The 21,038-nt window shown below is 62.1% G+C and carries 22 protein-coding genes and 3 pseudogenes; 11 read left to right on the top strand and 14 right to left on the bottom strand.

The features are described 5' to 3' along the window. Positions 1-71: 71 nt before the first annotated feature. A complete protein-coding gene (locus V1294_RS20050) occupies positions 72-824 on the bottom strand; it encodes an outer membrane protein (RefSeq protein WP_334499544.1) in 753 nt (250 codons plus the stop codon). A gap of 302 nt (positions 825-1,126) precedes the next feature. Between V1294_RS20050 and V1294_RS20045 the strand changes: the two genes are divergently transcribed. From V1294_RS20045 to V1294_RS20030, 5 genes are all read left to right on the top strand, one after another. After that, the gene (locus V1294_RS20045) at positions 1,127-1,423 is read left to right on the top strand and encodes a DUF3551 domain-containing protein (RefSeq protein WP_334481110.1); all 297 of its coding nucleotides are present in this window, start codon (positions 1,127-1,129) and stop codon (positions 1,421-1,423) included. A 143-nt stretch (positions 1,424-1,566) separates the two neighbouring features. Further along, positions 1,567-1,827 (top strand): DUF3551 domain-containing protein, encoded by a 261-nt coding sequence (locus tag V1294_RS20040; protein ID WP_334481111.1) that lies wholly within the window; start codon positions 1,567-1,569, stop codon positions 1,825-1,827. Next, positions 1,827-2,093: a DUF3551 domain-containing protein gene (locus V1294_RS20035; RefSeq protein ID WP_334481112.1), complete on the top strand. Its 267-nt coding sequence runs from the start codon at positions 1,827-1,829 to the stop codon at positions 2,091-2,093. Before V1294_RS20040 ends, V1294_RS20035 begins: the two co-directional genes overlap by 1 nt. Before the next feature lie 54 nt (positions 2,094-2,147). Then, entirely contained in the window at positions 2,148-2,264 is a 117-nt protein-coding gene (locus V1294_RS38035) for a DUF3551 domain-containing protein (RefSeq protein WP_442895359.1), read from the top strand. 9 nt (positions 2,265-2,273) lie between these two features. Further along, complete coding sequence (locus V1294_RS20030) at positions 2,274-2,528, top strand: DUF3551 domain-containing protein (RefSeq protein WP_334499541.1); 255 nt, start codon at positions 2,274-2,276, stop codon at positions 2,526-2,528. Positions 2,529-2,611: 83 nt separating this feature from the next. Here V1294_RS20030 and V1294_RS20025 read toward each other — a convergent pair whose 3' ends face one another. The 12 genes and pseudogenes from V1294_RS20025 to V1294_RS19970 all read right to left on the bottom strand — a co-directional run bounded on the left by V1294_RS20025 (position 2,612) and on the right by V1294_RS19970 (position 14,336). Continuing rightward, positions 2,612-3,310, bottom strand: coding sequence for an ABC transporter ATP-binding protein (locus tag V1294_RS20025; RefSeq protein WP_334481115.1), 699 nt, complete (start codon positions 3,308-3,310; stop codon positions 2,612-2,614). A 7-nt stretch (positions 3,311-3,317) separates the two neighbouring features. Further along, positions 3,318-4,598 carry a lipoprotein-releasing ABC transporter permease subunit gene (locus V1294_RS20020; protein WP_334481116.1) on the bottom strand — a complete coding sequence of 427 codons (1,281 nt, stop codon included), beginning with the start codon at positions 4,596-4,598 and terminating at the stop codon, positions 3,318-3,320. 69 nt (positions 4,599-4,667) lie between these two features. Continuing rightward, a complete protein-coding gene (gene proS / locus V1294_RS20015; RefSeq protein ID WP_334499540.1) occupies positions 4,668-5,987 on the bottom strand; it encodes a proline--tRNA ligase in 1,320 nt (439 codons plus the stop codon). A 174-nt stretch (positions 5,988-6,161) separates the two neighbouring features. After that, on the bottom strand, positions 6,162-7,727 hold the full coding sequence (locus V1294_RS20010; protein WP_334499539.1) for a copper resistance CopC/CopD family protein: 1,566 nt from the start codon (positions 7,725-7,727) through the stop codon (positions 6,162-6,164). 10 nt (positions 7,728-7,737) lie between these two features. Beyond that, a complete protein-coding gene (locus V1294_RS20005) occupies positions 7,738-8,262 on the bottom strand; it encodes a YcnI family copper-binding membrane protein (RefSeq protein ID WP_334499538.1) in 525 nt (174 codons plus the stop codon). Positions 8,263-8,272: 10 nt separating this feature from the next. Continuing rightward, a complete protein-coding gene (locus V1294_RS20000; protein WP_334481123.1) occupies positions 8,273-8,782 on the bottom strand; it encodes a copper chaperone PCu(A)C in 510 nt (169 codons plus the stop codon). Between the two features lie 54 nt (positions 8,783-8,836). Continuing rightward, a pseudogene (locus V1294_RS19995) lies at positions 8,837-9,451 on the bottom strand (TonB-dependent receptor domain-containing protein); the annotation flags it as partial. After that, positions 9,424-9,648, bottom strand: a complete 225-nt coding sequence (locus tag V1294_RS19990; protein ID WP_334504730.1) for a hypothetical protein — start codon at positions 9,646-9,648, stop codon at positions 9,424-9,426. The gene V1294_RS19990 and the pseudogene V1294_RS19995, both read right to left, overlap by 28 nt. A 97-nt stretch (positions 9,649-9,745) precedes the next feature. Next, complete coding sequence (locus tag V1294_RS19985) at positions 9,746-10,246, bottom strand: TlpA family protein disulfide reductase (RefSeq protein WP_334499535.1); 501 nt, start codon at positions 10,244-10,246, stop codon at positions 9,746-9,748. Further along, the gene (locus V1294_RS19980) at positions 10,243-11,457 is read right to left on the bottom strand and encodes a sialidase family protein (RefSeq protein ID WP_334499533.1); all 1,215 of its coding nucleotides are present in this window, start codon (positions 11,455-11,457) and stop codon (positions 10,243-10,245) included. The genes V1294_RS19985 and V1294_RS19980 overlap by 4 nt, the downstream gene beginning before the upstream one ends. A gap of 29 nt (positions 11,458-11,486) precedes the next feature. Then, complete coding sequence (locus V1294_RS19975) at positions 11,487-13,871, bottom strand: TonB-dependent receptor family protein (protein ID WP_334499531.1); 2,385 nt, start codon at positions 13,869-13,871, stop codon at positions 11,487-11,489. Between the two features lie 93 nt (positions 13,872-13,964). After that, on the bottom strand, positions 13,965-14,336 hold the full coding sequence (locus tag V1294_RS19970) for a DUF2946 domain-containing protein (protein ID WP_334499527.1): 372 nt from the start codon (positions 14,334-14,336) through the stop codon (positions 13,965-13,967). A 477-nt stretch (positions 14,337-14,813) separates the two neighbouring features. Here V1294_RS19970 and V1294_RS19965 point away from each other — a divergent pair. The 6 genes and pseudogenes from V1294_RS19965 to V1294_RS19940 all read left to right on the top strand — a co-directional run. Then, a pseudogene (locus V1294_RS19965) lies at positions 14,814-15,066 on the top strand (globin); the annotation flags it as partial. A gap of 66 nt (positions 15,067-15,132) precedes the next feature. Continuing rightward, complete coding sequence (locus V1294_RS19960; RefSeq protein ID WP_334481131.1) at positions 15,133-15,324, top strand: hypothetical protein; 192 nt, start codon at positions 15,133-15,135, stop codon at positions 15,322-15,324. A 153-nt stretch (positions 15,325-15,477) separates the two neighbouring features. After that, the gene (locus V1294_RS19955; protein WP_334481132.1) at positions 15,478-16,497 is read left to right on the top strand and encodes a sugar ABC transporter substrate-binding protein; all 1,020 of its coding nucleotides are present in this window, start codon (positions 15,478-15,480) and stop codon (positions 16,495-16,497) included. 6 nt (positions 16,498-16,503) lie between these two features. Continuing rightward, complete coding sequence (locus V1294_RS19950; protein ID WP_334499525.1) at positions 16,504-18,006, top strand: sugar ABC transporter ATP-binding protein; 1,503 nt, start codon at positions 16,504-16,506, stop codon at positions 18,004-18,006. A gap of 10 nt (positions 18,007-18,016) precedes the next feature. After that, positions 18,017-19,051, top strand: coding sequence for an ABC transporter permease (locus V1294_RS19945; protein WP_334499522.1), 1,035 nt, complete (start codon positions 18,017-18,019; stop codon positions 19,049-19,051). A 152-nt stretch (positions 19,052-19,203) separates the two neighbouring features. Continuing rightward, positions 19,204-19,599, top strand: a complete 396-nt coding sequence (locus V1294_RS19940; protein ID WP_334499520.1) for a hypothetical protein — start codon at positions 19,204-19,206, stop codon at positions 19,597-19,599. Positions 19,600-19,723: 124 nt separating this feature from the next. Here the strand turns inward: V1294_RS19940 and mtnK are convergent. Further along, a pseudogene (gene mtnK / locus V1294_RS19935) lies at positions 19,724-21,035 on the bottom strand (S-methyl-5-thioribose kinase). Positions 21,036-21,038: the final 3 nt, after the last annotated feature.

Raw genomic sequence — 21,038 nt, 5'->3', positions numbered from 1 at the left:
GCCGCTCCGCTCAAGAAAAAGCCCCGGGACAACGCCCCGGGGCTTCTCTGTTTCGCTAGTTGTGCGCGAGATCAGTACTTCCCGATGACCGGGCCGCCGAAGCGATAGTTGATACGGGCGGTGACGAGGTCAGCGTCCTGCTTGATGTCGTCGTTGCGGCTATTGCCCACGAACGCGACGCCGGTGAAGTTATAGTTGTTTGTGCCCATGAACAGGTGGTTATACTCGACGCCGAACGACCAGTTCGGAGCGAAGGCGTATTCCACGCCGGCGCCAACGGTGCCACCCCAGCGGGTTTCCTCGGCGCGATCGATCACGGTACCAGCGAACAGACCTTCATAGGTGTTGTTGGTGACCGCTGCACCGCCCTTGACGTAGAACAGGACGTTGTTGGCGGCATAACCGACCTGGCCGGTGAACAGGCCGAACGCGTCGATCTTGGTGCGGTTGACGCCAGGCGCCGCAAGGAGGCTCACGTTCGAACCGTTGAAGTCGGCCCAGTTGCCCTGCGCTTCGAGGCCGAACACCCAGTTGCCGGCCTGCCAGCGATAACCGACCTGACCACCGATCGTGCCGCCGTCAGCGTCGTGGCAACCTTCGGAAGCCGGAGTGAACGGAACGCCGCCGACCGCGGTGTTGGTCCAGCAGTTGTGGCTCGTGCCATAGCCGCCGTTGGCGCCGATGTAGAATCCGCTCCAGTCATACACAGCAGCGACCATCGGAGGCGCCTTGGTGTAAGGACGCGCAGCGAGATCCGCAGCGAGTGCCGGCGCAGCCGCGCCGAGCGCGATCAGACTGGCCGTAACAAGCAAAACCTTCTTCATACTTTTTATTCCCGTTCCGTTTTGACAGCCCCCAAGGCCGAGGCATGCTCATAACATCGTTCGCTCGAATTGCTGTAACCTCACTGCAACAGCCCGCACCAAATGGCCTCAGTGTGAACGTAAGTTAATGTTGTCTTGCAGGCGTTTCTCGAAACTTTGCACCGGAACCCGCCGCAAAAAATTCACATTCGCCTTGCGACGGTATTGCAATGTAGAGTGGCTTGACGGGATTGCGCCGGTGCGGCTTGTGTCGGTGCAAATGGAACCAGCAACGCGCGGAAGTACGATCAAGGAGATTCGAAATGCGTAAAACTGTACTAGCCGTGCTGGCCGCGAGTGGACTGGCCGCACTCGGCGCCGCGCCTGCCGAAGCGGTCGGCACCCGATATCCGTTCTGCATCCAGGGCGACGAGCACCCCGGCCTCAGCAACTGCACTTTCACGAGTTACGAGCAGTGCCAGGCGACCGCTTCGGGACGGTTTCTCTACTGCATCGCCAATCCCTATTATATCGGCGAGAGCGAACCGCCGCCGCGCGCCGGGTATCGCCCGCTGCCCGGCCGTGCGCTGCCGCCCGCCCCCGGCACCGGCAGATACTGAGCGCCCGCCGAGAGCGCATCGCGCCGCGCATCGTCAAGGGACATTCAACGCGGGAACGTGATTTGACGCGGGCGTAGGTGGATCGTCTGCTCAGCAACTGAAGATTTCCGGTGAAGGTTCTTGGGGCTACCGGCGGAGGATGCATGCGAAGGGCATGGCTGGCGCTAATGGTGGCCTTTGCTGTGTCGGCAGCAGTCGCGATGCCGGCTGCGGCGCGCGAATTTCCCTACTGCATCAAGGGCTGCGATTTCGGCGCCGGTGTCGGCGATTGCAGTTTTTCGACGCTGGCGCAGTGCCAGGCAACCGCCTCCGGGCGAGATGCGAGTTGCGCTGCGAACCCCTATTTCAACGCCAAGGCGGACATGCAGACCGATCGCAACCGCCAACACGGAAGGAGATTCTGATGCGCATTCTGGCTTTGGCAATTTTGGCGATCGGAGCGGCCTCGGCCGCAGTACCGGCGCAGGCACAGACTTACGATCCCAACTATCCGGTTTGCCTGCATGTTTATGGCAGGCTCAGCTATTACGACTGTACCTATTACACCCTGCCTCAATGCAACGCGTCGGCCTCGGGCCGCCCGGCGCAATGCGTGATCAATCCGTATTTCGCACATGCGTCTCAAGATCCCTCGGCACGCCGCTACAAGCGCTACCGCAACGGCTACTGAGCGTTATCTGTTTGATTTGAGCACAAGAGCTGCGATTTTCGGCGATGCAGTTTTTTGTCGCGCACGCAGTGTCAGGCAACCGCCTCCGGGCGAGATGCGTATTGCGCTGCGAATCCCTATTTTCAGCGCCAAGGCGGAAATGCAGACCGATCGCAGCCGCCAATTCCGTAGGAGATACTGATGCGCATCCTGGCTTTGGCAATTCTCGCAATCGGAACGATTTCGGCCGCAGCTCCGGCGCGCGCCCAGACATACGGCGGAGGATATCCGGTCTGCCTGCATGTCTACGGCCCGATCACCTATTATGAGTGCAGCTATACGTCGATTCCTCAATGCAATGCGTCGGCCTCGGGCCGCGCGGCGCAATGCGTCGTCAATCCATATTTTGCAAATGCGTATCAGGATCGGCCGGTGCGCAGGCGCGGCGCTTATTGAACGACGTCCCCAATTGCGCATGATGTCTTCGGAAAACCGGATCCACTTTGCGCTAACGCGGCCCTTCGGGTCCGGATCATGCGCTACTCCAGTTCGACGACCTGGCCGTCGACCAGTGACACCCGCCGGTCCATCCGGCCGGCCAGTTCCATATTGTGGGTGGCGATCAGCATCGCGACCTGCGTCGCCTTCACCAGCTGCATCAGCGCGTTGAAGACGTGATCGGCGGTGTGCGGATCGAGGTTTCCGGTCGGCTCGTCCGCCAGCAGCGCCCGCGGCGCATTGGCGACCGCGCGTGCGATGGCAACCCGCTGCTGTTCGCCGCCGGACAGCTCGGCCGGCCGGTGCGTGATGCGGTCGCCGAGGCCGAGATAGGACAGGATCTCCTCCGAGCGCTTGATCGTCTCGGCGCGTTTGAGGCCGCGGATCATCTGCGGCAGCATCACGTTTTCGAGCGCGGTGAATTCCGGCAGCAGCCGGTGCTGCTGATAAACAAAGCCGATGTCGGAGCGCCGGATCTGGGTGCGGTCGATGTCTGATAATTGCGAGGTCGGCGTGCCTGCGACATAGACCTCGCCGTCATCGGGGCTTTCGAGCAGGCCCGCGATATGCAGCAGCGTCGATTTGCCCGAACCCGACGGCGCCACCAGCGCCACCGACTGTCCCGCCCACAGCGCGAGCTTGGCGCCGTTGAGAATGGTCAACGTCGCCTCGCCTTGCCTGTACTCGCGTTTTATCTCGTGGAGATAGATAACCGGTACGTCTTCTGCCTCCTCGGCCATCTCGTCCTCACTCATACCGGAGCGCGTCGACGGGATCGAGGCGCGCGGCGCGCCAGGACGGATAGAGCGTCGCCAGGAACGACAGCGTCAGCGCCATGATCACGACCGCGGTGGTCTCGCCGAAATCGACTTCCGCCGGCAGCCGGGAGAGGAAGTAGAGTTCCGGCGAGAACAATTCTGTGTTGGTCATCCAGGACAGGAATTGCCGGATCGATTCGATGTTGAGGCAGATCAGCATGCCGACAAAGAAGCCGGTCAGCGTGCCGACCACGCCGATCGCAGCGCCCGTGATCAGGAATATCCGCATGATCGAGCCCTGCGAGGCGCCCATGGTGCGCAGGATGGCGATGTCCTGCCCCTTGTCCTTGACCAGCATGATCAGGCCGGAAACGATGTTGAGCGCGGCAACCAGCACGATCATGGTCAAGATCAAAAACATCACATTGCGCTCGACCTGCAGCGCATTGAAGAAGGTCGAGTTGCGCTGCCGCCAGTCGACCAGGAACACTGGCCGCCCCGAGGCCTCCGTCACGCTCTTGCGGAACGCGTCGATTCGATCGGGGTTGCTGGTGAATACCTCGATCGCGGTCACGTCCTCCTTGCGGTTGAAATAGGCCTGCGACTCCGGCAGCGGCATGAACACGAAGCTGGCGTCATATTCCGACATGCCGATCTCGAACACGGCCGCCACCTTGTAAGGTTTAATGCGCGGCGTGGTTCCCATCGGGGTCACCGCGCCCTTGGGCGCGACCAGCGTGATGGTGTCGCCGGCATGCAGCGACAATTGATCGGCGAGCCGGCGCCCGATGATAACGCCCTGCCCCTCGTCAAATCCCTCCATCGTGCCCTGCTTGATGTTCTTGGCGATCGAGGTGAGGTTGTTCAGGTCCGCAGACCGCATGCCGCGCACCAGCACGCCGGCGGCGTTGAAGGCCGAGGACGCCAGCGCCTGACCGTCCACGACCGGCGCGGCAAGGCGGATGCCGTCGACCTGGCTGATGCGCTCGGCGACGTCCTTCCAGTCGGTCAACGGCGATTCCAGCGGTTGCACCAGCAAATGCCCGTTCAGCCCGAGGATCTTGTCCAGCAGTTCCTTGCGGAAGCCGTTCATCACAGCCATCACGATGATCAGCGTGGCGACGCCGAGCATGATGCCGAGGAAGGAAAATCCGGCGATGACCGAAATGAAGCCTTCCTTGCGACGCGCGCGCAAATAACGTCCGGACAACAGCCATTCGAAGGGCGCAAAAGGCGGGGTGCGGGCTGTCTCGTTCATGGTCTCATCCATTACTCGATAATCCCATGATTCGGGCCAAATGTGGCCTTAATGGCCAACATTACAAGCGCGGTGGATATCTTATCCCGCTATCTTTGCCACCACTTCCGCCGGGCTTAGATTCTCGCGCGAACCGTCGCTGCGCCGCTTGATCTCAAGCTTGCCCTCGGCGAGGCCCTTCGGCCCGACCAGAATCTGCCAGGGGATACCGATCAGGTCGGCGGCAGCGAACTTTGCGCCCGCGCGCTGGTCGGTATCGTCATAGAGCACATCGACGCCCTTGGCCTGAAGTTCGCGATAAAGCTTCTCGCAGGCGCCATCGACGGCAGCATCCCCCTGCTTCAGGTTCAGGATCACAGCCGTGAACGGCGCCACCGCTTCGGGCCATTTGATGCCGGCATCGTCGTGGCAGGCCTCGATGATGGCGCCGACCAGGCGCGAGACGCCGACACCGTAGGAGCCGCCATGGATCGGCACGTCGACGCCGTCGGCGCCGGCAACCAGCGCCTTCATCGCGTCGGAATATTTGGTGCCGAAATAGAATATCTGGCCGACCTCGATGCCACGCGTATTGACGCGCTTGTCGGCCGGCACTTCGCGTTCGTACCGCTCGGCATCGTGGACGTCCTCGGTCGCAGCATAGACCGACGTCCATTGCTTGATGATGTCGGTGAGGTCACCGTCATAATCGACGTCATCGGGCGGGATCGGCAGGTTGAGCACGTCGCTGTTGCAGAACACGCCGGACTCGCCGGTTTCCGCCAGCACGATGAATTCATGGCTGAGATCGCCGCCGATCGGGCCGGTCTCGGCGCGCATCGGGATCGCCTTCAATCCCATCCGCGCGAAGGTGCGCAAGTAAGCCACGAACATCCGGTTATAGGAACGGCGCGCCGCCGCCTCGTCGATGTCGAAGGAGTAAGCGTCCTTCATCAGGAACTCGCGGCCGCGCATCACGCCGAAACGCGGGCGCTGCTCGTCGCGGAACTTCCACTGGATGTGATAGAGATTGAGCGGCAGGCTCTTGTAGGATTTGACGTAAGCGCGAAAGATCTCGGTGACCATTTCCTCATTGGTCGGCCCGTACAGCAATTCGCGCTTGTGGCGATCGGTGATGCGCAGCATCTCCGGACCATAGGCATCGTAACGGCCGCTCTCGCGCCAGAGGTCGGCAAGCTGCAGTGTCGGCATCAACAGTTCCAGCGCACCGGCGCGGTCCTGTTCCTCACGAACGATCTGCTCGATCTTCTTCAAAACCCGGAATCCCAGCGGCAGCCAGGCGTAGATGCCGGCCGCTTCTTGCCGCATCATGCCCGCGCGCAGCATTAGCCGATGCGAGACGATCTCCGCCTCTTTCGGATTCTCTTTCAGGATGGGTAGAAAAAACCGCGACAACCGCATGGGACAACTCAAGGAATCAGTGGGATACCGGAAGAGGTGCAGTGAAACCGGATCGGGTGCGAAAATACAAGGCCGGGGCCGGTGAAAAGCAGCCGGAAAGGCAGATTTTCGGGCCGTTTTTGGGCATCGTGGTCCTCATGCCTTCACAACGGCGTCATACCCCTCGAACCGGTGTCAACGCACCTGCAATTCATCTTGCAGCGTGATCTTCTGGAAGTCTGTGACCAGCGCATCGATCTGCATCCGCCAGCGGCCGGGCAGCGGCAGCGCCACGCCGCGCACATGCCAATAGCCGTCCGGCCCGAGCGTCGCGCGACGCTCCATCGGCTCGATGCCGCGCTCCGGCAAGCTCAGGATCAGCACAGCCTCCTTGGCCGGCAGCAGGGCGGCATCTCCCGTCATCAACTGCAGCACGAAGTCGTTGGAGCCGACCTTGCCCGGCGAAACCAGCACCTGAAACATCGCTGCGTCCGTATGGATATGGACCGAGAGCGGCGCCGCCACTGGAACCACCGAGGCGCGCGGCGGCGGCGTGAAGCGCCAGCCGGCGACCACGGCCAGGATGCCAACGACGAGAACGCATTCCAGCACGATCGACCCCAGCAGCGGCCGGGTGTTCTCGTAGTTCGCAATGACCGCAGGCGTGCAGAGAAACCGGTTCAGCGCCGCAAGGCCGAGCAACAGGATCACCAGCGCCAGCTTGATCGAGAGAAGGATGCCGTATTGGGTTTCGATCAGCGCACGCAGGCTTCCAAGCTGAATGACCGACAGCACCAATCCGCTCAGCACCAGGAGCGCGACCAGCGGCATCGCTAGGCCTGAAAACTGCTTGAGCACACGCGGCAGGTCGTCATTGCGCCGATGCACCATGGCCGCCAGCGGCGCCAACGCGCCGATCCAGTAGGCTACGGCTATGCCATGCAGGAACAGCGACGGCCGGGTCAGCCATTGCGGCGAGGCGGTCGCGGCATGACCGCTGGTTGCCAGCGAAAGCCCGACGCCCACTATCGCGAGCGTGGTCAACACCCCAGCGATCAGGATGCTGGGGCTTTTCCACGCATACCAGGCGATGGCCATCACCACGATCGCAATCAACAATGACGGCCCAAGGGAGGTAGCAAGCGCGCTCGTCCACGGCGCCGACGTCACGATGCCGCCAAGGGGAAGGTTGAGGAGATCAAGACCTTGCAGGCCGAGCGAGGCCACGGCACTGACGAGACCGATAGCAAGCGCGCCGCGGCTGACCGTCGACCCGCTCGGGCCCTGCCCGATCCAGGTTGCGAAGAAGGCGCCGCCGACACCGACAAACAGCCCGAGATAAACTCCGATCCGCGCCAACCAGATCAGTCCCGCCAGCGGACTTTTCATCGCCGGCGGCACGGCTCCGGTCACAGCGCCGATTGAAAACACCATCGATCCCGCTACGGGATGACCGTCCTGCGAGACCACGCGATAGCTGACGATTTGCGTGCCCTGCGGCAGGTCGTCAGGCAGAACGATCAGCACGGATTGGCCGGCCGCGCGCGTGGCGACGTCGCGCACCTTGCCGTCGGCATCGATGACGCCGATCACGGCCGGCGCGACGCTCTCGTTGAAATGCAACTGCACCATCTTCGGCGGCAGCTTGAGCACGCTGCCGTTGGCCGGCTCCGAAGACAGCAGCGTCGCATGGGCCCACGCGGCGCTCGCAATGCACAGAGCCGACAGCAGCGCGGCAAGGCTGGCGAGCACGCGCGCCATCGGGATGGCTTTACGGCTTCGCGATCAGCTTGAGGCCAGGTGCCGGCGTCTTGCTGCCAGACCCATGGCCGCTCTGGCCTTCCGAGGGAATATCGATCCAGCGGCTGACCCCCTGCTCGCATTCCTGCACCACGGGGAAATACAGCGTGGTGTCCGGCTTCAGTCCGGGAGTGAGAAAGCTGGAGAAGACGAATTCATCATAGTTGTCGTCGACGACCTTGCCGCCGCTCCACACCACTTCCTTGACGCCTTCAGAAACCTTGCTGCCGTGATGCTCATACTCGGTGGCGTATTTGCCCTTGACCGTCTCGACGGTCCACCCGGGCTTGGGCATCGGCTTGATGCCGATCACGCCTTCCGGAATCTGCACCCGCAGTTTGACCGTCGGCGATCCCGCGCAGCCGTGCGGCACGGCAAACACCGCCTTGTAGTACGAGCCCACCGGCGCCTGCCGCTTCTCGAGAGCGACGTGGGCGCTCGCCGGAGAGACAGCGAGCGCAGCAAGGGTGATGACGACAGGAGCAATTTTCGACATAGGCTGTTCCTTACTTCTTCATGCCGGAATGATCGTGCCCCGACTGGCCGCCCGCTGGCGCCTGCGCGCCGACGCCCTGCACGTCGAGCGACAATGTGACCTTCCCGGCTTTCTCGAACTCAAGCGTCAGCGGCACCTTCTCTCCCTGCTTGAGCGGGTTCTTCAGATCCATCAGCATTAAGTGATAACCGCCCGGCGCGAGCTTGACGGTCTTGCCCGGCTCGATCGGCAACCCCTTGTCGAGCGCCCGCATCGTCATGACGCCGTTGTTCATTGCCATCTCGTGAATTTCGACCTTGCCGGCGAAATCGCCGGAGCCGCTGATCAGGCGATCTGGCGCAGAGCCCTTGTTCTCGATCGTAAGATAGCCGCCGGCAATCTTGGCGCCTCCGGGCGTGGCGCGGCTCCAGGCCTGTGTGATGACTAGATCGCCGGCCTTGACCTCCTGGGCGTGCGCGGGCGCGCCCATGAGGGCAAACAGGGCGGCGGCACAAGCAAACGTGCGCGTAATGTTCTTCATGGTTCGGCTTTCGTGTTCAAACGGGTTCCGCATTGGTCTGCGTCGGATGGATACCTACCATCTGTACTTCATCCCGGCAAAAACAGCCCTTCCATTGCCAGGCTCGAACAAGGTCGAGGTGGCCGTGGCCTGGTTGATGATGCTGGTGCTTGCGATATAGGCCTTGTTCAGGAGATTGCGCCCTTCGATATAGGCCGACACCGGCCCGCCATTGTCGAAGCCCATCTTCATTCCATAGGCCTCGGTATTCAGCGTGTTCGCACTGTCGACGAAATAGGCTTGCGGCACCCATTCGACATTGGGGCCGAAATAGAAGCCGTTCGGATTCTTGTATAGCAACTCGGCGCGGAGATAGTGGCGCGGAGCTCCAGGCAGGAGATTATTGCGGAAGTTCGGATCGTTGTCGAAACGGAAGTCGTTGAACGTGTAGGCGACATTCAGCCAGAGCTTGTCGGGCGCCGGGCCGTTGTCGAAGATGCCGCGGAAGATCGCGGCACCCGCCCCCGCTTCGATGCCCTGGTGAATGGTGCGATCGGCATTGGCAACGTTGCAGGTTCCGGTGAGGTTGCCGAAGAGACATTGCAGCTCGTTGCGGATATTGGCGCGATAGGCCGTGAGCTCCCAGGCGTAATCGGGCCGCTTCATCCGCGTTCCGATCTCATAGGCGGATCGACCGCAACAGCGCCGCCGTGGCTGACGCCGCAGAATCCGCAACAATTGGCGCCGTGCTGCGGCTTGGCGGTGCTCGTCTCTGAGGCGTCCTGCGAGGACGCCATGCCGGAACCGATCGTCGCCATATAAAGCGGATCGGAGACCGCATGGGCGACGGCGCGAAAGGCCCCGATCGGCGCCAGCAACTGCACCATGATCGAGAGCAGTACGATTGGAATGAAGACTTCCAGCCGCCGTCGCATGTTCACCCCAAAGCGCCCGAGTCGCTGGACGACCCACTATGCATGTCTCTCATCTCGCTGCGACGTTTTGCTGAACCAGCCATTTTTCAAGGTCCGATATTTCGGCCGAACCTTCGATCGTGGTGACCGTTCCGTCACGCGCGATCAGCAGCGTACGCGGGATCTCGCCTTGCCAAGACGGATCGATCTCGAACCGAAGGCGTTCGACAAAGCCGTCGCTGAAAATCCAGTTCTCCGCCGATCCCAACCCGGCTTTCTCCAGCATCGCGCGCGCGGCACCCGGTAGATTCGGAACGAGATCGGCGCTGATCATCACCACGTCGATCTCGGAATGGTCCTTCATGAATTGTCCGAGCAGCGGCAGTTCGACCTTGCACGGACCGCAGGTGACGCCCCAGAAATGCACCAGCGTCGGTCGGCCAGCGTGCGAACGCAGGACGTTCTGCCAGCTTCCGCGGACGAACGGCTTGAGTTCGGACGGCGTCTCGGCTGCCGGTGCGGCGGCCAGGGAAGCAACGAGGAAAATTGCAGCCAGCAGACAGCGTTTCATGATCCATCTCCGATCGGCAGCAGGCGATATCCGTCGGCCTTGGTCATCCAGGACAGGTAGGTCTTCTGTCCGTCGCTGACCAGCAGCGGGTGGTCGGAGGTATCAGTCGTCGTGGCGATCGTGACCGGCGTCGACCAGCTCTTGCCCTCGTCATGCGAGGTCATCGCATTGACCGAGGTCTTCTCGCCGTCGAACTCCTTCCAGACCATGGCGGCGCCATGCGGGCCGGTCAGCACGTAAGGCCGCGTCGGATTGCGGTCGGCGCGGCCGAGCGGAATCGGATCGGAGAACGTGCGGCCTTCGTCCTGTGAGCGCGCATAAAACAGCCCCTTGCGGCCCTTGCCGTTGGTGTACCAGGCCACGTGGTAGGCGCCCGCGGGAGAGATCGAAAGACTGGGACCATGATGTGGACATGCGGAAATCTGCCAGTCGTCGTTGCTGACGCGGCGAACCTCGCCCGGTGTCGCCGGATCGGCGAACGTCATGACCGCGTGATCCCGCACACCGCCGTCGAAGATGTTCCTGAACACGACGACGGGATGGCCGGGGCCTGCGAACGCCAGGCCGAGCCGGCAGCATTCGCAGGTGTTGTCGCTTGCTAGCCGCGCCTCGGCATAAACAGCGCCGCCGTCTTTCGATGACGAGAAGAACAGCCCTGCGCCTTCGTATTTCTTGCCCTCCTGCTGCGCGGGCACCCGGTTGCGCTTGTCGATCCAGGCCGCGAACACCGATCCATCAGCATCGAGGCCGAGCGCCGCGAAACGCTGGCTCTCGTTATCAGCCGTGATCGGCTGCAACTCGGCAAAGCTTTGGCCGCCGTCGATCGACCTTGTGGCGAGCACCTGGCCGTTGAACGCCTTGTCCCTGAAGATCGAAAACGCCAGTGCGATACCGCCGTTTTTCTCGACGACGATCTGGGGACGCGCATCCGGTCCCCAATCGAGCTTGAGCTTTTCCCTGGTCACCTGAACCGGCGTCGAAAAGCTGCGCCCGTTGTCCTTCGAACTCGCCACTGATATCTGGCCCCCCGCCATCCAGGCGAGCCAGAGCGTTCCATCTGAGGCGAAGGCCGGCGTCACCTTCGAGGCGCAGCGCAACTCGACCTCCTCGCACGCCGCTTCCGAGGCATGCTGATGATGGCTCATCTGCGCTTGCGCTGCGCTCTGGTAAAGCGAGAAAGCGAGCGTCGCGAGCAAACTCATTCGCAGCATGGCCTTACTCCTCCTGCAGGGTTGTCCGGTCATTTGAACGCCAGCCTCATGCCGGCCATGAACGCGCGCGGCGAGCCGGCGTAGATCGAACCGGTGGGACTCAAACCTTGAAGGCCGACCGCGCTGACCGAATTGCTGATGTTGTTAGCGGACGCAACATAGGTCCGGTTGAACACGTTCCTGACCTCGGCATACATGCTCAACGACTTGAAGTAGTCGGATTGGAGGTCCGTGTTGTAGTGGACGTTGAGATTGACCAATTCGTATCCGGGCGCCTTCTGCAAATTGGCGTTGTCCATGTAGAACGAGTCCTTCCACTGGACTTCGACAAACGCTCCGAGTCCGGCAAGCGGCCCCCACATCTGTTCATAGCCAAGCCGCGCCGTCAGTTCGTGCGGCGAGATGCCGGGAATCTTGTTGCCCGCACGGTTGAAGCTGAAGACGGTACCGCCTGCGCCCTGGCTTCTGATGTCTTCCGTATATTCGGTGTAGAACTGATCGAGATAGGTATAGGCCGCGGTGAAGCGCCAACCGGGATAGAACTTCCAGTCAGCGGCCAATTCCACCCCGCGATGCTCGGATCTTGGCGCGTTGAACATGTAGCTGACGCCGGCGACAGGTGTAGCCTGGCTCACCAGTTCGTTGCGGAAGAACTCGTAGAAGCCGGTCGCACTGAACTTGAGCGCGCTGTTTGGCGTCCAGTCGAAGCCGAGATCGTAACCGAGGTTCTTTTGCGTCTGGAGTTGCGTGTTATTGCCGGGCGTACCGTCCGAAAGGACGAAGAGGTTTCCGATCTGCGGGGTGCCGTATCCGGTGGCGACACGCGCCCGGAACAGCCATTCGGGACTCAGCTTGTAGAGCAGCGCCAGCTCGGGTGCGGTGTTCTGGAATTGCCGGTCGGCTGTCGTCGGGGTGATTATCGGGTTCGGGACCGGCGACGTCCCGTAATTGTAGGCGGAATTGATGCCCTTCAGATGCGTGGTTTCCCATCCGATCCCGGCAATGGCGGTCAGTTGCGGCGTCAGCTTCAATTCCTCGCGCGCGCGGACACCGTAATTGGTGGTGTCGCTCCAGGTATTGCTCTGCAGCCTGCCAAGCGTGGCGTTGCCGCCCGGCATGACGAATCTCGAGTCGCTCGACGCGGTGAGTGTGTTGTAGAAGGCGCCGAAATAGGCGGTGGACTCCAAACCGAAAATTTCACCGCGCTTGGTGACGTCGCTCATGTAGTTGTATGACGGAAAATCGCCGATCGCGCTGGTGCCTCCGGTCGGCTGACTGATGTTCCGATCGTCGAACACGAATTGGTTTCGCCACGTCGTGGTGTTGTCGAAATCGTGCTCCCATCGCCCACCCACGATGGTCCGGCGGTCGGTGCGGCCGAGGCCGGCCTGAACGGCGGTTTCCACGTCGGTTCCCGCCGCTGTGTTGAACACGTTCTTGTTCAGAGTAACCGTTGCACATCCCGGCGCGGCGTTTCCGCCCGTCGTGCAGCCTCGCTGGAACGGATTTAGGTAGAACTGGTCGAGCGTGTACCGGAGCGGCAGCCTTGTATCGAGATTGTTGTTGATGAACTTGACCGTAAACCGGTCGTCAGGCGTCGCCTGCAGCGTGCCTAGAAAATTCACCGTCTGGGTGTTGTACCAGCTATTGCCGATGAACCCGTCACCCCGCGCGTCGCTCGCAAACAGCGAGCCCTCGAAATTGCCGACTTTCTTGCCGTAGGTAAAATAATTGTTGAGGTAGCCAAAACTCCCGCTATCGACGCCATATTCGGCGCCGTCGATCGAGCCGCCCGGGCGGGTGCGGAAATTCAGCGCGCCGCCGGTGGCATAATTGCCATAGAGCGCCGACGACGGCCCGCGGATGACATCGATCGCGCCATAGGCGCGCGGATCGATCAGGTCGCTGCGGGAAAGCCCGTCGGGCTGCGTGACCGGAAAACCATCGTCGAAGATCACGAGGTTGCGGATACCGAAACCATTCCGGGCATTAGAACCGCGAATCGAGATGCCGATATCGCGCGGCCCGTTGCCCTGCTTCACTGATATGCCGGGGCTTTCGCGTAGCACGTCGGCCACGGTAACCGCCGGCCGGTTGTCCCACTGGCTGCGATCGATGGTGGTCTCGGTCTGGCCGGTGGGCGCCTGATAGAGCAGCGCGCGCGCCACGCTCGGGGTAATGCCCGCGGTCAGCGACGCTGATGGCGCGGGATTGGCCGAAGGCGGCCTCGCCTGCGTCCGGGCAGACGCGCGAACGGCCGGCTTGCGGGCCGCAGGTCTGGCGGTCGTTGCGCGCGGCGCGTCGACGGTCACTGCCGGCAGCGCCGTCTGGGCCTCGGCGGTCGACGGCGCGAGGGAGAGCGCGCTGCCGAGGACAAGCAGGCTCGCGCCACCCAAGGCATGATAACGATGCATAAGATATTCCTGACGCCAGCTCTTTGGCCGGCTTGAATGACTGCACCAACCGGCACGGCAGTCGCCGCACCGATCATTGGGTGTTCCAGGTCGTCAGGAAATGGAGGGAGGCGCGCGCGCCTGCGCGTGGCTGCCGGCGCGAGCGTTCGTCAGCCGGAAAGCAAAATCGAACCAGGCCACCCGCTCGGCAACCCGATCGACATCGATCGCCGCAGTCTGCGGCACGTCGACCGGCGCGCCGGTCTGCAGCACGCTGCAAACCGAACAGCATCCGTCATGGGCGCGGTGGCCGGTCTGATCGGTCTGCCCTGCACCGGGCGCACCATTGCCGTGGCAGATGACGGCGCCGGCGAGCGGATCGGAGGCCGCGATGCTCGCCGCCCAGCATGCGCCGATGGGTGCGAAAATCTGCACCGCCAGGGCAATAAGGACGATTGGCAGAAAATTCTTCAGCCGCCGGCGCATCGCAATCCCATCCGCTTCAGACCTTAACCACCAAGAGAGTCCGAAGTCGAGATCAGGTTCCCGGAACTATGTTGCGGCTTCAAGGAGTAAACTTGTCGAAAAGCGATGCATTTTGCGCCGCAGGCAAGGCGCCCTACCCCAATACCAAGCCTCGGGGGTATTGCAGCTAAATCCACAACCATCAGTAGTAAATTCCCAATCATTTCGCAGAGTGCTGGAATTTTGAACAAAGGTTGCCGAAAATGGTGACAAGGCGAAGAAGATGGTCTACCAATTCAAGCTCAGGCTGGCCGAGAGGCAAAGCTTGGTGGTCCAAGTCTCGGGAGGAGCCCTGACGCGCACAAGCAGCGTCGCCTCGACAATCAAGAGCAAATCTAAATTTTCGGGGAAATTAAGGGTCGACACAATTTTTGAGCAGGGCTTGGCGCCCTGCTCTTTTTTTTCGAGGCGTTTTTTTCGCGGCGATCGCAAGCGACAATGATGGCATCGTCAAATCCGATCGAGCGAAGTTTCGAGCTGGCCGCCGGGCGCTGCGAGGATCTGACGCCGCTGGTCTATCGCCGCCTGTTCGACGCGCATCCCGAAGCGCGGACGATGTTCGCACCGAGGGCAGCGAACTCGTCAAGGGCTCGATGCTGGCTTTGACGATCGACGCCATCCTGGACTTTGCCGGAGAACGCACCGGCCACTTTCGCCTCATCGTCTCGGAGGTTTCCTCGCACGACGCCCGCGCGCGATCAGCAAAAGTGGAAGCCGGTTTTGCGTCCGATCGCGCGCTAATCTTTTGAATCGGCGCATGATCTTGTCGCCAAACCGCGCACACTTTGGCGGATCATGCGCTGGCACGCCGCGCGAATTGTTCGTCGCGTTCTTCGGCATCATCGCGCAGACGCTGCGCGAAATCGTCGGGGCGGACTGGTCGGACGAAATCGATGCGGCGTGGCGAACATTGCTCGGTGACATCGACAGTCTCGTTGCAGCGCAGTGAAGCGACGAGCACTAGAGTTTCCTGGAGCTCATTGATACGGACGGTCAAGTCAGCCGGTGGCGCAAAGGCGCCGAGTGTGAAAGACTGCCTCGATCCGCGGTGCGTGCAATCGACGCCGTCGGTAAAAAAACAACGACAACGAGGGAGCGAGCGATGTCAGGGACTGAGAAATCCTCAACGACAAGGCGTAATCTTCTTCAAGCGGCGGCGACTGGCGGCGCGGCAACCGCCCTGCTCGGCGGGTTGGGCGTCAGCCCGGCGCTGGCGGCAGCGGCACGTTCGGAGAAACCGCTGAAGGCGGCGTTCTCCAATGCAGGCCTGCAGGCCACCTGGTGCGCCCAGGGCAAGCAGGCGGCGGAATGGTGGGGCAAGCTGTTCAACGTCGAAGTCACCTGGTTCGACGGCCAGCTCGACGCGGTCAAGCAGCGCGCCGCGATCGACAATATGGCGTCGCAGAAGTGGGACTTCGTCGCCATCCAGGCGTTCGGCATCGGCACGCTGACCCAGCCCGTGCAGAAAATGATCGACGCCGGCACGCCCGTGATCGACATGGACACGCTGATCGCCCCGCTCGACCAGATCAAGGTTCATTCGTTCCTGGCGCCCGACAATGAATTCATGGGCGCTTCGGTGACGCAGGCGCTCTGCAATGCCATGGGCGGCAAGGGCAAGATCATCATGACGCAGGGCGCGCTCGGCCATACCGGCGCGCAAGGCCGCGCCAAAGGCTTCGAGTCGGTGGTGAAGCAATTCCCCAATATCGAGGTGCTCGACACCCAGCCCGCCGATTGGGACGTCTCGAAGACAGCTCGGCTATGGGAGACCTATCTGACGAAGCACCCGCAAATCGATGCGGCCTTCTTCCACAATGATGACATGGCGCTGGCCGCCTACAACATCATGAAGGCGCGCAACCGCACCAACATCCTGATCGGCGGTGTCGACGCCATGCCGCCGGCGATCCAGGCGGTGAGCGAAGGCCGCATGTTCGCGACCGTCCGCAACCCCTCCTGCCGCATCCATGGCGGCGCCATCATCGCCGGCGTCGCGGCAGTGACGGCGGGCGAGAAGAGCGGACAGGGTATCCCGAAGCATGTGATCACAGATGGCCCGGTGGTGACGAAAGCCAACGCAGCCGGCATGCAATGGATGGAGGACCACTTCCTGATCTGAGCCAGCATGTCCAGGGGACCTGAGCCCATCCTCGAACTGCACGACATCACGAAGGCTTTCGGCGGTGTCGAAGCGCTTCGTGGTGTCGATTTTGCGCTCACCGCCGGCGAGATCCACGGTCTCGTCGGCGAGAACGGCGCGGGAAAAAGCACGCTGATGAAGATCATCGCCGGCGTGCATGCGGATTTTTCCGGCCGGCTCGTGCTGGACGGAAGGGAGACCCGCTTTCGGTCGGTGCGCGACGCGCATGCGGCGGGAATCGCGATGGTGCATCAGGAACTCAGCGTGGCCCCTGACCTGACGGTGGCCGAGAACGTGTTTCTCGGCAACCAGCCGACCAACCGCTTGGGGCTCGTGCAATGGCGGCGCATGGCGCGCGAGGCCGGCGAGCAATTGAAGCGGTTCGGCATCGACGTCGACCCGATGTCGCGGCTCGGCGACCTGCCGATCGGCCTGCAGCAACTGATCGAGATCGCCCGCGTGCTGTCCTCGGGCGCCCGGATCATCATCCTCGACGAGCCGACCTCGGCGCTGTCGCCCCCCGAAGTGGAGCGCCTGTTCGCGACGCTGAAACGACTGCGGGACGAAGGTACCAGTATCGTCTTCATCTCGCATTTCATCGAGGACATCCTGCGCGTCTCCGACACCGTGACGGTGTTCCGCAACGGCAGGAAGGTCGCGGAGACCGCCGCGTCCGAGACGAGCAAGCCGGCGCTGATCGAGGCGATGATCGGCAAGGGCCGCGAGGCGCTGGAAGAGACCTATATCCACGACATCATGCTGCCGCCGCCGACCGATCAACCGGTGGTGCTGAACGCAGACGGCCTGACGCTGGCCGGCCGCCTGCGCGAGGTTTCGTTCGAGGCCCGCGCCGGCGAGGTGCTCGGCATCTATGGTTTTATGGGATGCGGCCAGCTCGAGCTGGCGCGGATCCTGTTCGGCAAGATAAAGCCTGACCAGGGCTCGCTGGCGGTGGCCGGAGAACAAAAAGCCTTCCGCAGCACGGCCGGCGCCCGCCGCGCCGGGATCGCCTTCGTTCCCGAGAGCCGGCGCGACATGCTGTTCCTGCAGGAGCCGGTCTACAAGAACGTCTCGATCAGCATCCTCGATCGCATTTCATCGCTGCTGCTCAAGCCGTCGCGCGAGCGCGCGATCGCCAACCGGCAGGTCGAGCAGTTGCGGATCAGGCCCACAGCCGTCGATCTCGATCTCGGCATGCTGTCGGGCGGCAATCAGCAGAAGGTGGCGCTGGCGAAGTGGCTGAGCTACCCGCCGCGGCTCCTGGTGCTGTGCGAGCCGACCCGCGGCATGGATGTCGGCGCCAAGAACGACGTCATCCATATCGTCAGAGATCTGCGCGCCAAGGGGCTTGCCATCATCGTGCTCTCCACCGAGCCGGAGACGGTGCTGTCGCTCGCCGACCGCGTCATCGTGCTCAAGCGCGGCGCTGTCGTGCGGGAGTTTGCCAACGAACAGATCAGCAAGGACCGCCTCCTGGAAGCGGCGTGAGGAGACCGACATGACTTCAGGTGAAAGCGTGACAGTCGCCGCGGATCGGAAACGGCCTCGCGGGCTAGCCGTGATGTTGCGTTCCCAGATGCGCAACATCGCGCCGTTCCTGACGCTGATCTGCCTGTTCAGCTTCTTCGCGGTCGCAAGCCCATCCTTTGCGACGCTCGACAATTTCGGCAACATCCTCACCCAGATTTCGGTCACCGGAATCATCGCCGTCGGCCTCACCTTCGTGATCCTGTGCGCCGAGATCGATCTTTCGATCGCCGCCATCGCCAACGTCACCGGCATTGCGGTCGCCTATTTCACGCTGCAGGAATCCTACGTCAACATCGCCAACGTCCCGATGCCCGGATGGGCCGCGATCCTGCTGGCGCTGGCGCTTTGCGCCCTGCTCGGTCTCGTCAACGCGTTCGGGCTGACGGTCATCGGCATCCCCTCCTTCATCATGACGCTGGCGATGATGCAGATCGCAGCCGGCATCTCGGCGCTGCTGGTGCGCGGGCAGATCGCCTACAAGGTACCTCCGCTGGTTACGACGCTGGGATCGACCTCGATCGGCGGCATCCCCTGGATCGTGATCGTGGCCGCCCTGATGCTGCTCGGCGGCCATCTGGTGCTGACCTACACCCGCTTCGGCCGCTACGTTTACATGGTCGGCGGCAACCGCGAGGCAGCGGAATATTCCGGCCTCAACGTCAAGCTCATCCTCGGCAGCGTCATGGTGATTTCGGCTGTATGCGCCGGCATCGGCGGCATGCTCGGGGTGGCACATTTCGGCAGCGCGCAGCAGAACGAGTTCGACACTTATCTCCTGGATTCGATCGCCGCCGTCGTGGTCGGCGGCACCAGCCTCTTCGGCGGCCGCGGCGGCATCGGCAACACCATCGTCGGCCTGTTCGTGCTCGGCGTCCTCAACAACGGGCTCGACCACGTCAACATCGACAGTTTTTTGAAGATATTGATCCGCGGCCTGATCCTGCTGGCGGCGCTCATCATCAACGTCTATGCGCAGCGATTGCGGGAACGGGCGGTGGAGTAAGGCATACACTCATAAATACAGGTGTCTGTCTTTGGGGAAGCAGAATGGCCATTCCAGAGGACAGAAGCCGTCATGGTGGCTACGGCGGCTTGTATGAGTAGGACACACGAGGGGGCGAAGGGGGATACGAGGATGCGAGACGTAGAGCTGCCATGAAAGACCTAGTAATCGCGTGGCTTGCATCCAGCGCTGCGTTTTCAATCACCTTCATCGGCTTCATGCTGCTCTGGGTGTGGCTTGACGACGGAACCTTGCGATCCTGGAGTGCCATTTTTCGACTTGGTTGGGTGACAATTAGTGCGGCCCTAATCGTGCAGTTCTTTTATGGTGGACTTATCTACTTCGTGTTGACCCGCGCCGGCCTATGGACGCTTTGGACGGTTGCTCTCGCTTATTTGCTGCCTCTCCTGGTGATCGGCTGGTTTTCAATTGATACCAAGCGGGAAGCCGTGGGGATGATTGCATGGGTCATCTTTGCTTGTCTTGTCGCGTACGTATCTTGGTTTCTCGTTCCCGTTCAGACTCGGAAGCGGCGATCTTGGACGTGAAGCAGACGGACTTTCGTCATTTGCATGTCCGCAGATAGCCCAAGGCCATCCGGCGTTACCGATGTTGCGTTGGAGAATCTAGCAGACCGAACCTGCGAGTTAAGCTCTTCATCACTGGCGGCTCTCATTTGGCGAAATCCGGCTGCCAGTCGCGGACCTCCCTTGCCGCCTTCGTCACAGCGCTGATCGTGGGGAACGACGCCGTCTCCACCATCATCGCGCGCGCCAGCCGCAGGCTTCGCGCCTCGCAAATGGCCCGCCGCTTCGGGTCCTCGATCAATTCGAAATCGGCATTGTGCGCCAGCCCGAGAATGCGGCGGATGATTTTTGCAGCCGAAAATCCCACGGTGTCGCCGAACAGCCGCGCCATATAGGCCTGCCGTTCGGCCTCCAGGCGGGCCGCGCCGGCAGTACCCGGAAACAGCGTCAGGGGGATAGGCGTCGCCATGACTTTCCGTGCGCCACAATTCGAGGAATTCGTGGGAAAACTCCGTCCAGACGTTCTCGATCGTTTCCAGCAGCCAGACCTCGAACAGCCGCCGTTCGCCCGGCGACCTTTCGTGGCCGGCGGAGGCCAGATAGGCCATCAGGAGGTTGGCGATGATGGCTCCGATATCGAAACCCATCGGTCCATAGAACGCGAATTCGGGATCGATCACGACCGTCGAGTCTTCCGTCACCATGATCGAGCCGGTGTGGAGGTCGCCATGGATCAGGGCTTCCGGCGCGTTCAGAAACTTCAGCTTGAGACGCGAAATCGCGGCGTGCAGGTCGAGGTCTTCCCGAAAAGCGGCCGCCGTCGCATCGAGCCACGGCTGCGTCCAGCGGTTCTGCTCGGCCACGCGGTAGGGATCGGTGAAGATCAGATCCTCGGTGATCTTGCAGAGCGCATGGTTACCTGCGAACGCCGCAATCCCCTCCTTCTTCTGGGCAGCAGGCAGCGCGAGGTCGGACGAGAAAAACAGCGTGCGCGCCATGAAGGTGGCGATGTCGCCGACAAAATTCGGATAGAGCGCGCCGGCAATCAGCCCCCTGCGCATGATGACATGCGGCTCGATCAATTCCATCACGACGAGCGCGAGCCCCTCGTTGTGATGCAGCACGGCCGGCACCAGCCCGGGCGCCAGCCGCGCCTGATGCGTCAGCGCCAGATATTCGTAATGCGAGCGCGACAGCGGCAGCGGCCAACTTTCGCCGACGAGCCGCACGTAAGGCAGCGCCTGCTTGACGGCGATGCCGCCCGCGGTCCCCCTGACGATGAACACGAGGTTGAGGTTGCCGTCGCCGACCTCGATGATCGACCAGGAAGCCGGTTCGCCGCCAAGACGGGCTGCGATCGCCGGGAGCCCTGCAAGGTAATCCCGCAGATCGGCTTCATGAAGAATTCGGTATTCGTCGGGCCGGGGATCAGCCAATGGTCGCTGCTGTGAACTCATCCC

Origin of the sequence: Bradyrhizobium sp. AZCC 1678, from assembly GCF_036924765.1 — a bacterium.
In the GTDB taxonomy this organism is placed as follows: domain Bacteria; phylum Pseudomonadota; class Alphaproteobacteria; order Rhizobiales; family Xanthobacteraceae; genus Bradyrhizobium; species Bradyrhizobium algeriense.
This window is presented reverse-complemented; position numbering and strand designations above follow the sequence as displayed.

Coding starts and splice junctions, on each gene's coding strand:
- V1294_RS20005 (WP_334499538.1), bottom strand. CDS start 8,262: ATGTCGAAAATTGCTCCTGTCGTCATCACCCTTGCTGCGCTCGCTGTC.
- V1294_RS19960 (WP_334481131.1), top strand. CDS start 15,133: ATGATCTTGTCGCCAAACCGCGCACACTTTGGCGGATCATGCGCTGGC.
- V1294_RS19940 (WP_334499520.1), top strand. CDS start 19,204: ATGAAAGACCTAGTAATCGCGTGGCTTGCATCCAGCGCTGCGTTTTCA.
- V1294_RS20025 (WP_334481115.1), bottom strand. CDS start 3,310: ATGGCCGAGGAGGCAGAAGACGTACCGGTTATCTATCTCCACGAGATA.
- V1294_RS19945 (WP_334499522.1), top strand. CDS start 18,017: ATGACTTCAGGTGAAAGCGTGACAGTCGCCGCGGATCGGAAACGGCCT.
- V1294_RS19990 (WP_334504730.1), bottom strand. CDS start 9,648: ATGGTGCAGTTGCTGGCGCCGATCGGGGCCTTTCGCGCCGTCGCCCAT.
- V1294_RS19970 (WP_334499527.1), bottom strand. CDS start 14,336: ATGCGCCGGCGGCTGAAGAATTTTCTGCCAATCGTCCTTATTGCCCTG.
- V1294_RS20000 (WP_334481123.1), bottom strand. CDS start 8,782: ATGAAGAACATTACGCGCACGTTTGCTTGTGCCGCCGCCCTGTTTGCC.
- V1294_RS19950 (WP_334499525.1), top strand. CDS start 16,504: ATGTCCAGGGGACCTGAGCCCATCCTCGAACTGCACGACATCACGAAG.
- proS (WP_334499540.1), bottom strand. CDS start 5,987: ATGCGGTTGTCGCGGTTTTTTCTACCCATCCTGAAAGAGAATCCGAAA.
- V1294_RS20040 (WP_334481111.1), top strand. CDS start 1,567: ATGCGAAGGGCATGGCTGGCGCTAATGGTGGCCTTTGCTGTGTCGGCA.
- V1294_RS20045 (WP_334481110.1), top strand. CDS start 1,127: ATGCGTAAAACTGTACTAGCCGTGCTGGCCGCGAGTGGACTGGCCGCA.
- V1294_RS19955 (WP_334481132.1), top strand. CDS start 15,478: ATGTCAGGGACTGAGAAATCCTCAACGACAAGGCGTAATCTTCTTCAA.
- V1294_RS19985 (WP_334499535.1), bottom strand. CDS start 10,246: ATGAAACGCTGTCTGCTGGCTGCAATTTTCCTCGTTGCTTCCCTGGCC.
- V1294_RS20035 (WP_334481112.1), top strand. CDS start 1,827: ATGCGCATTCTGGCTTTGGCAATTTTGGCGATCGGAGCGGCCTCGGCC.
- V1294_RS20030 (WP_334499541.1), top strand. CDS start 2,274: ATGCGCATCCTGGCTTTGGCAATTCTCGCAATCGGAACGATTTCGGCC.
- V1294_RS19975 (WP_334499531.1), bottom strand. CDS start 13,871: ATGCATCGTTATCATGCCTTGGGTGGCGCGAGCCTGCTTGTCCTCGGC.
- V1294_RS20010 (WP_334499539.1), bottom strand. CDS start 7,727: ATGGCGCGCGTGCTCGCCAGCCTTGCCGCGCTGCTGTCGGCTCTGTGC.
- V1294_RS20020 (WP_334481116.1), bottom strand. CDS start 4,598: ATGGATGAGACCATGAACGAGACAGCCCGCACCCCGCCTTTTGCGCCC.
- V1294_RS19980 (WP_334499533.1), bottom strand. CDS start 11,457: ATGCTGCGAATGAGTTTGCTCGCGACGCTCGCTTTCTCGCTTTACCAG.
- V1294_RS20050 (WP_334499544.1), bottom strand. CDS start 824: ATGAAGAAGGTTTTGCTTGTTACGGCCAGTCTGATCGCGCTCGGCGCG.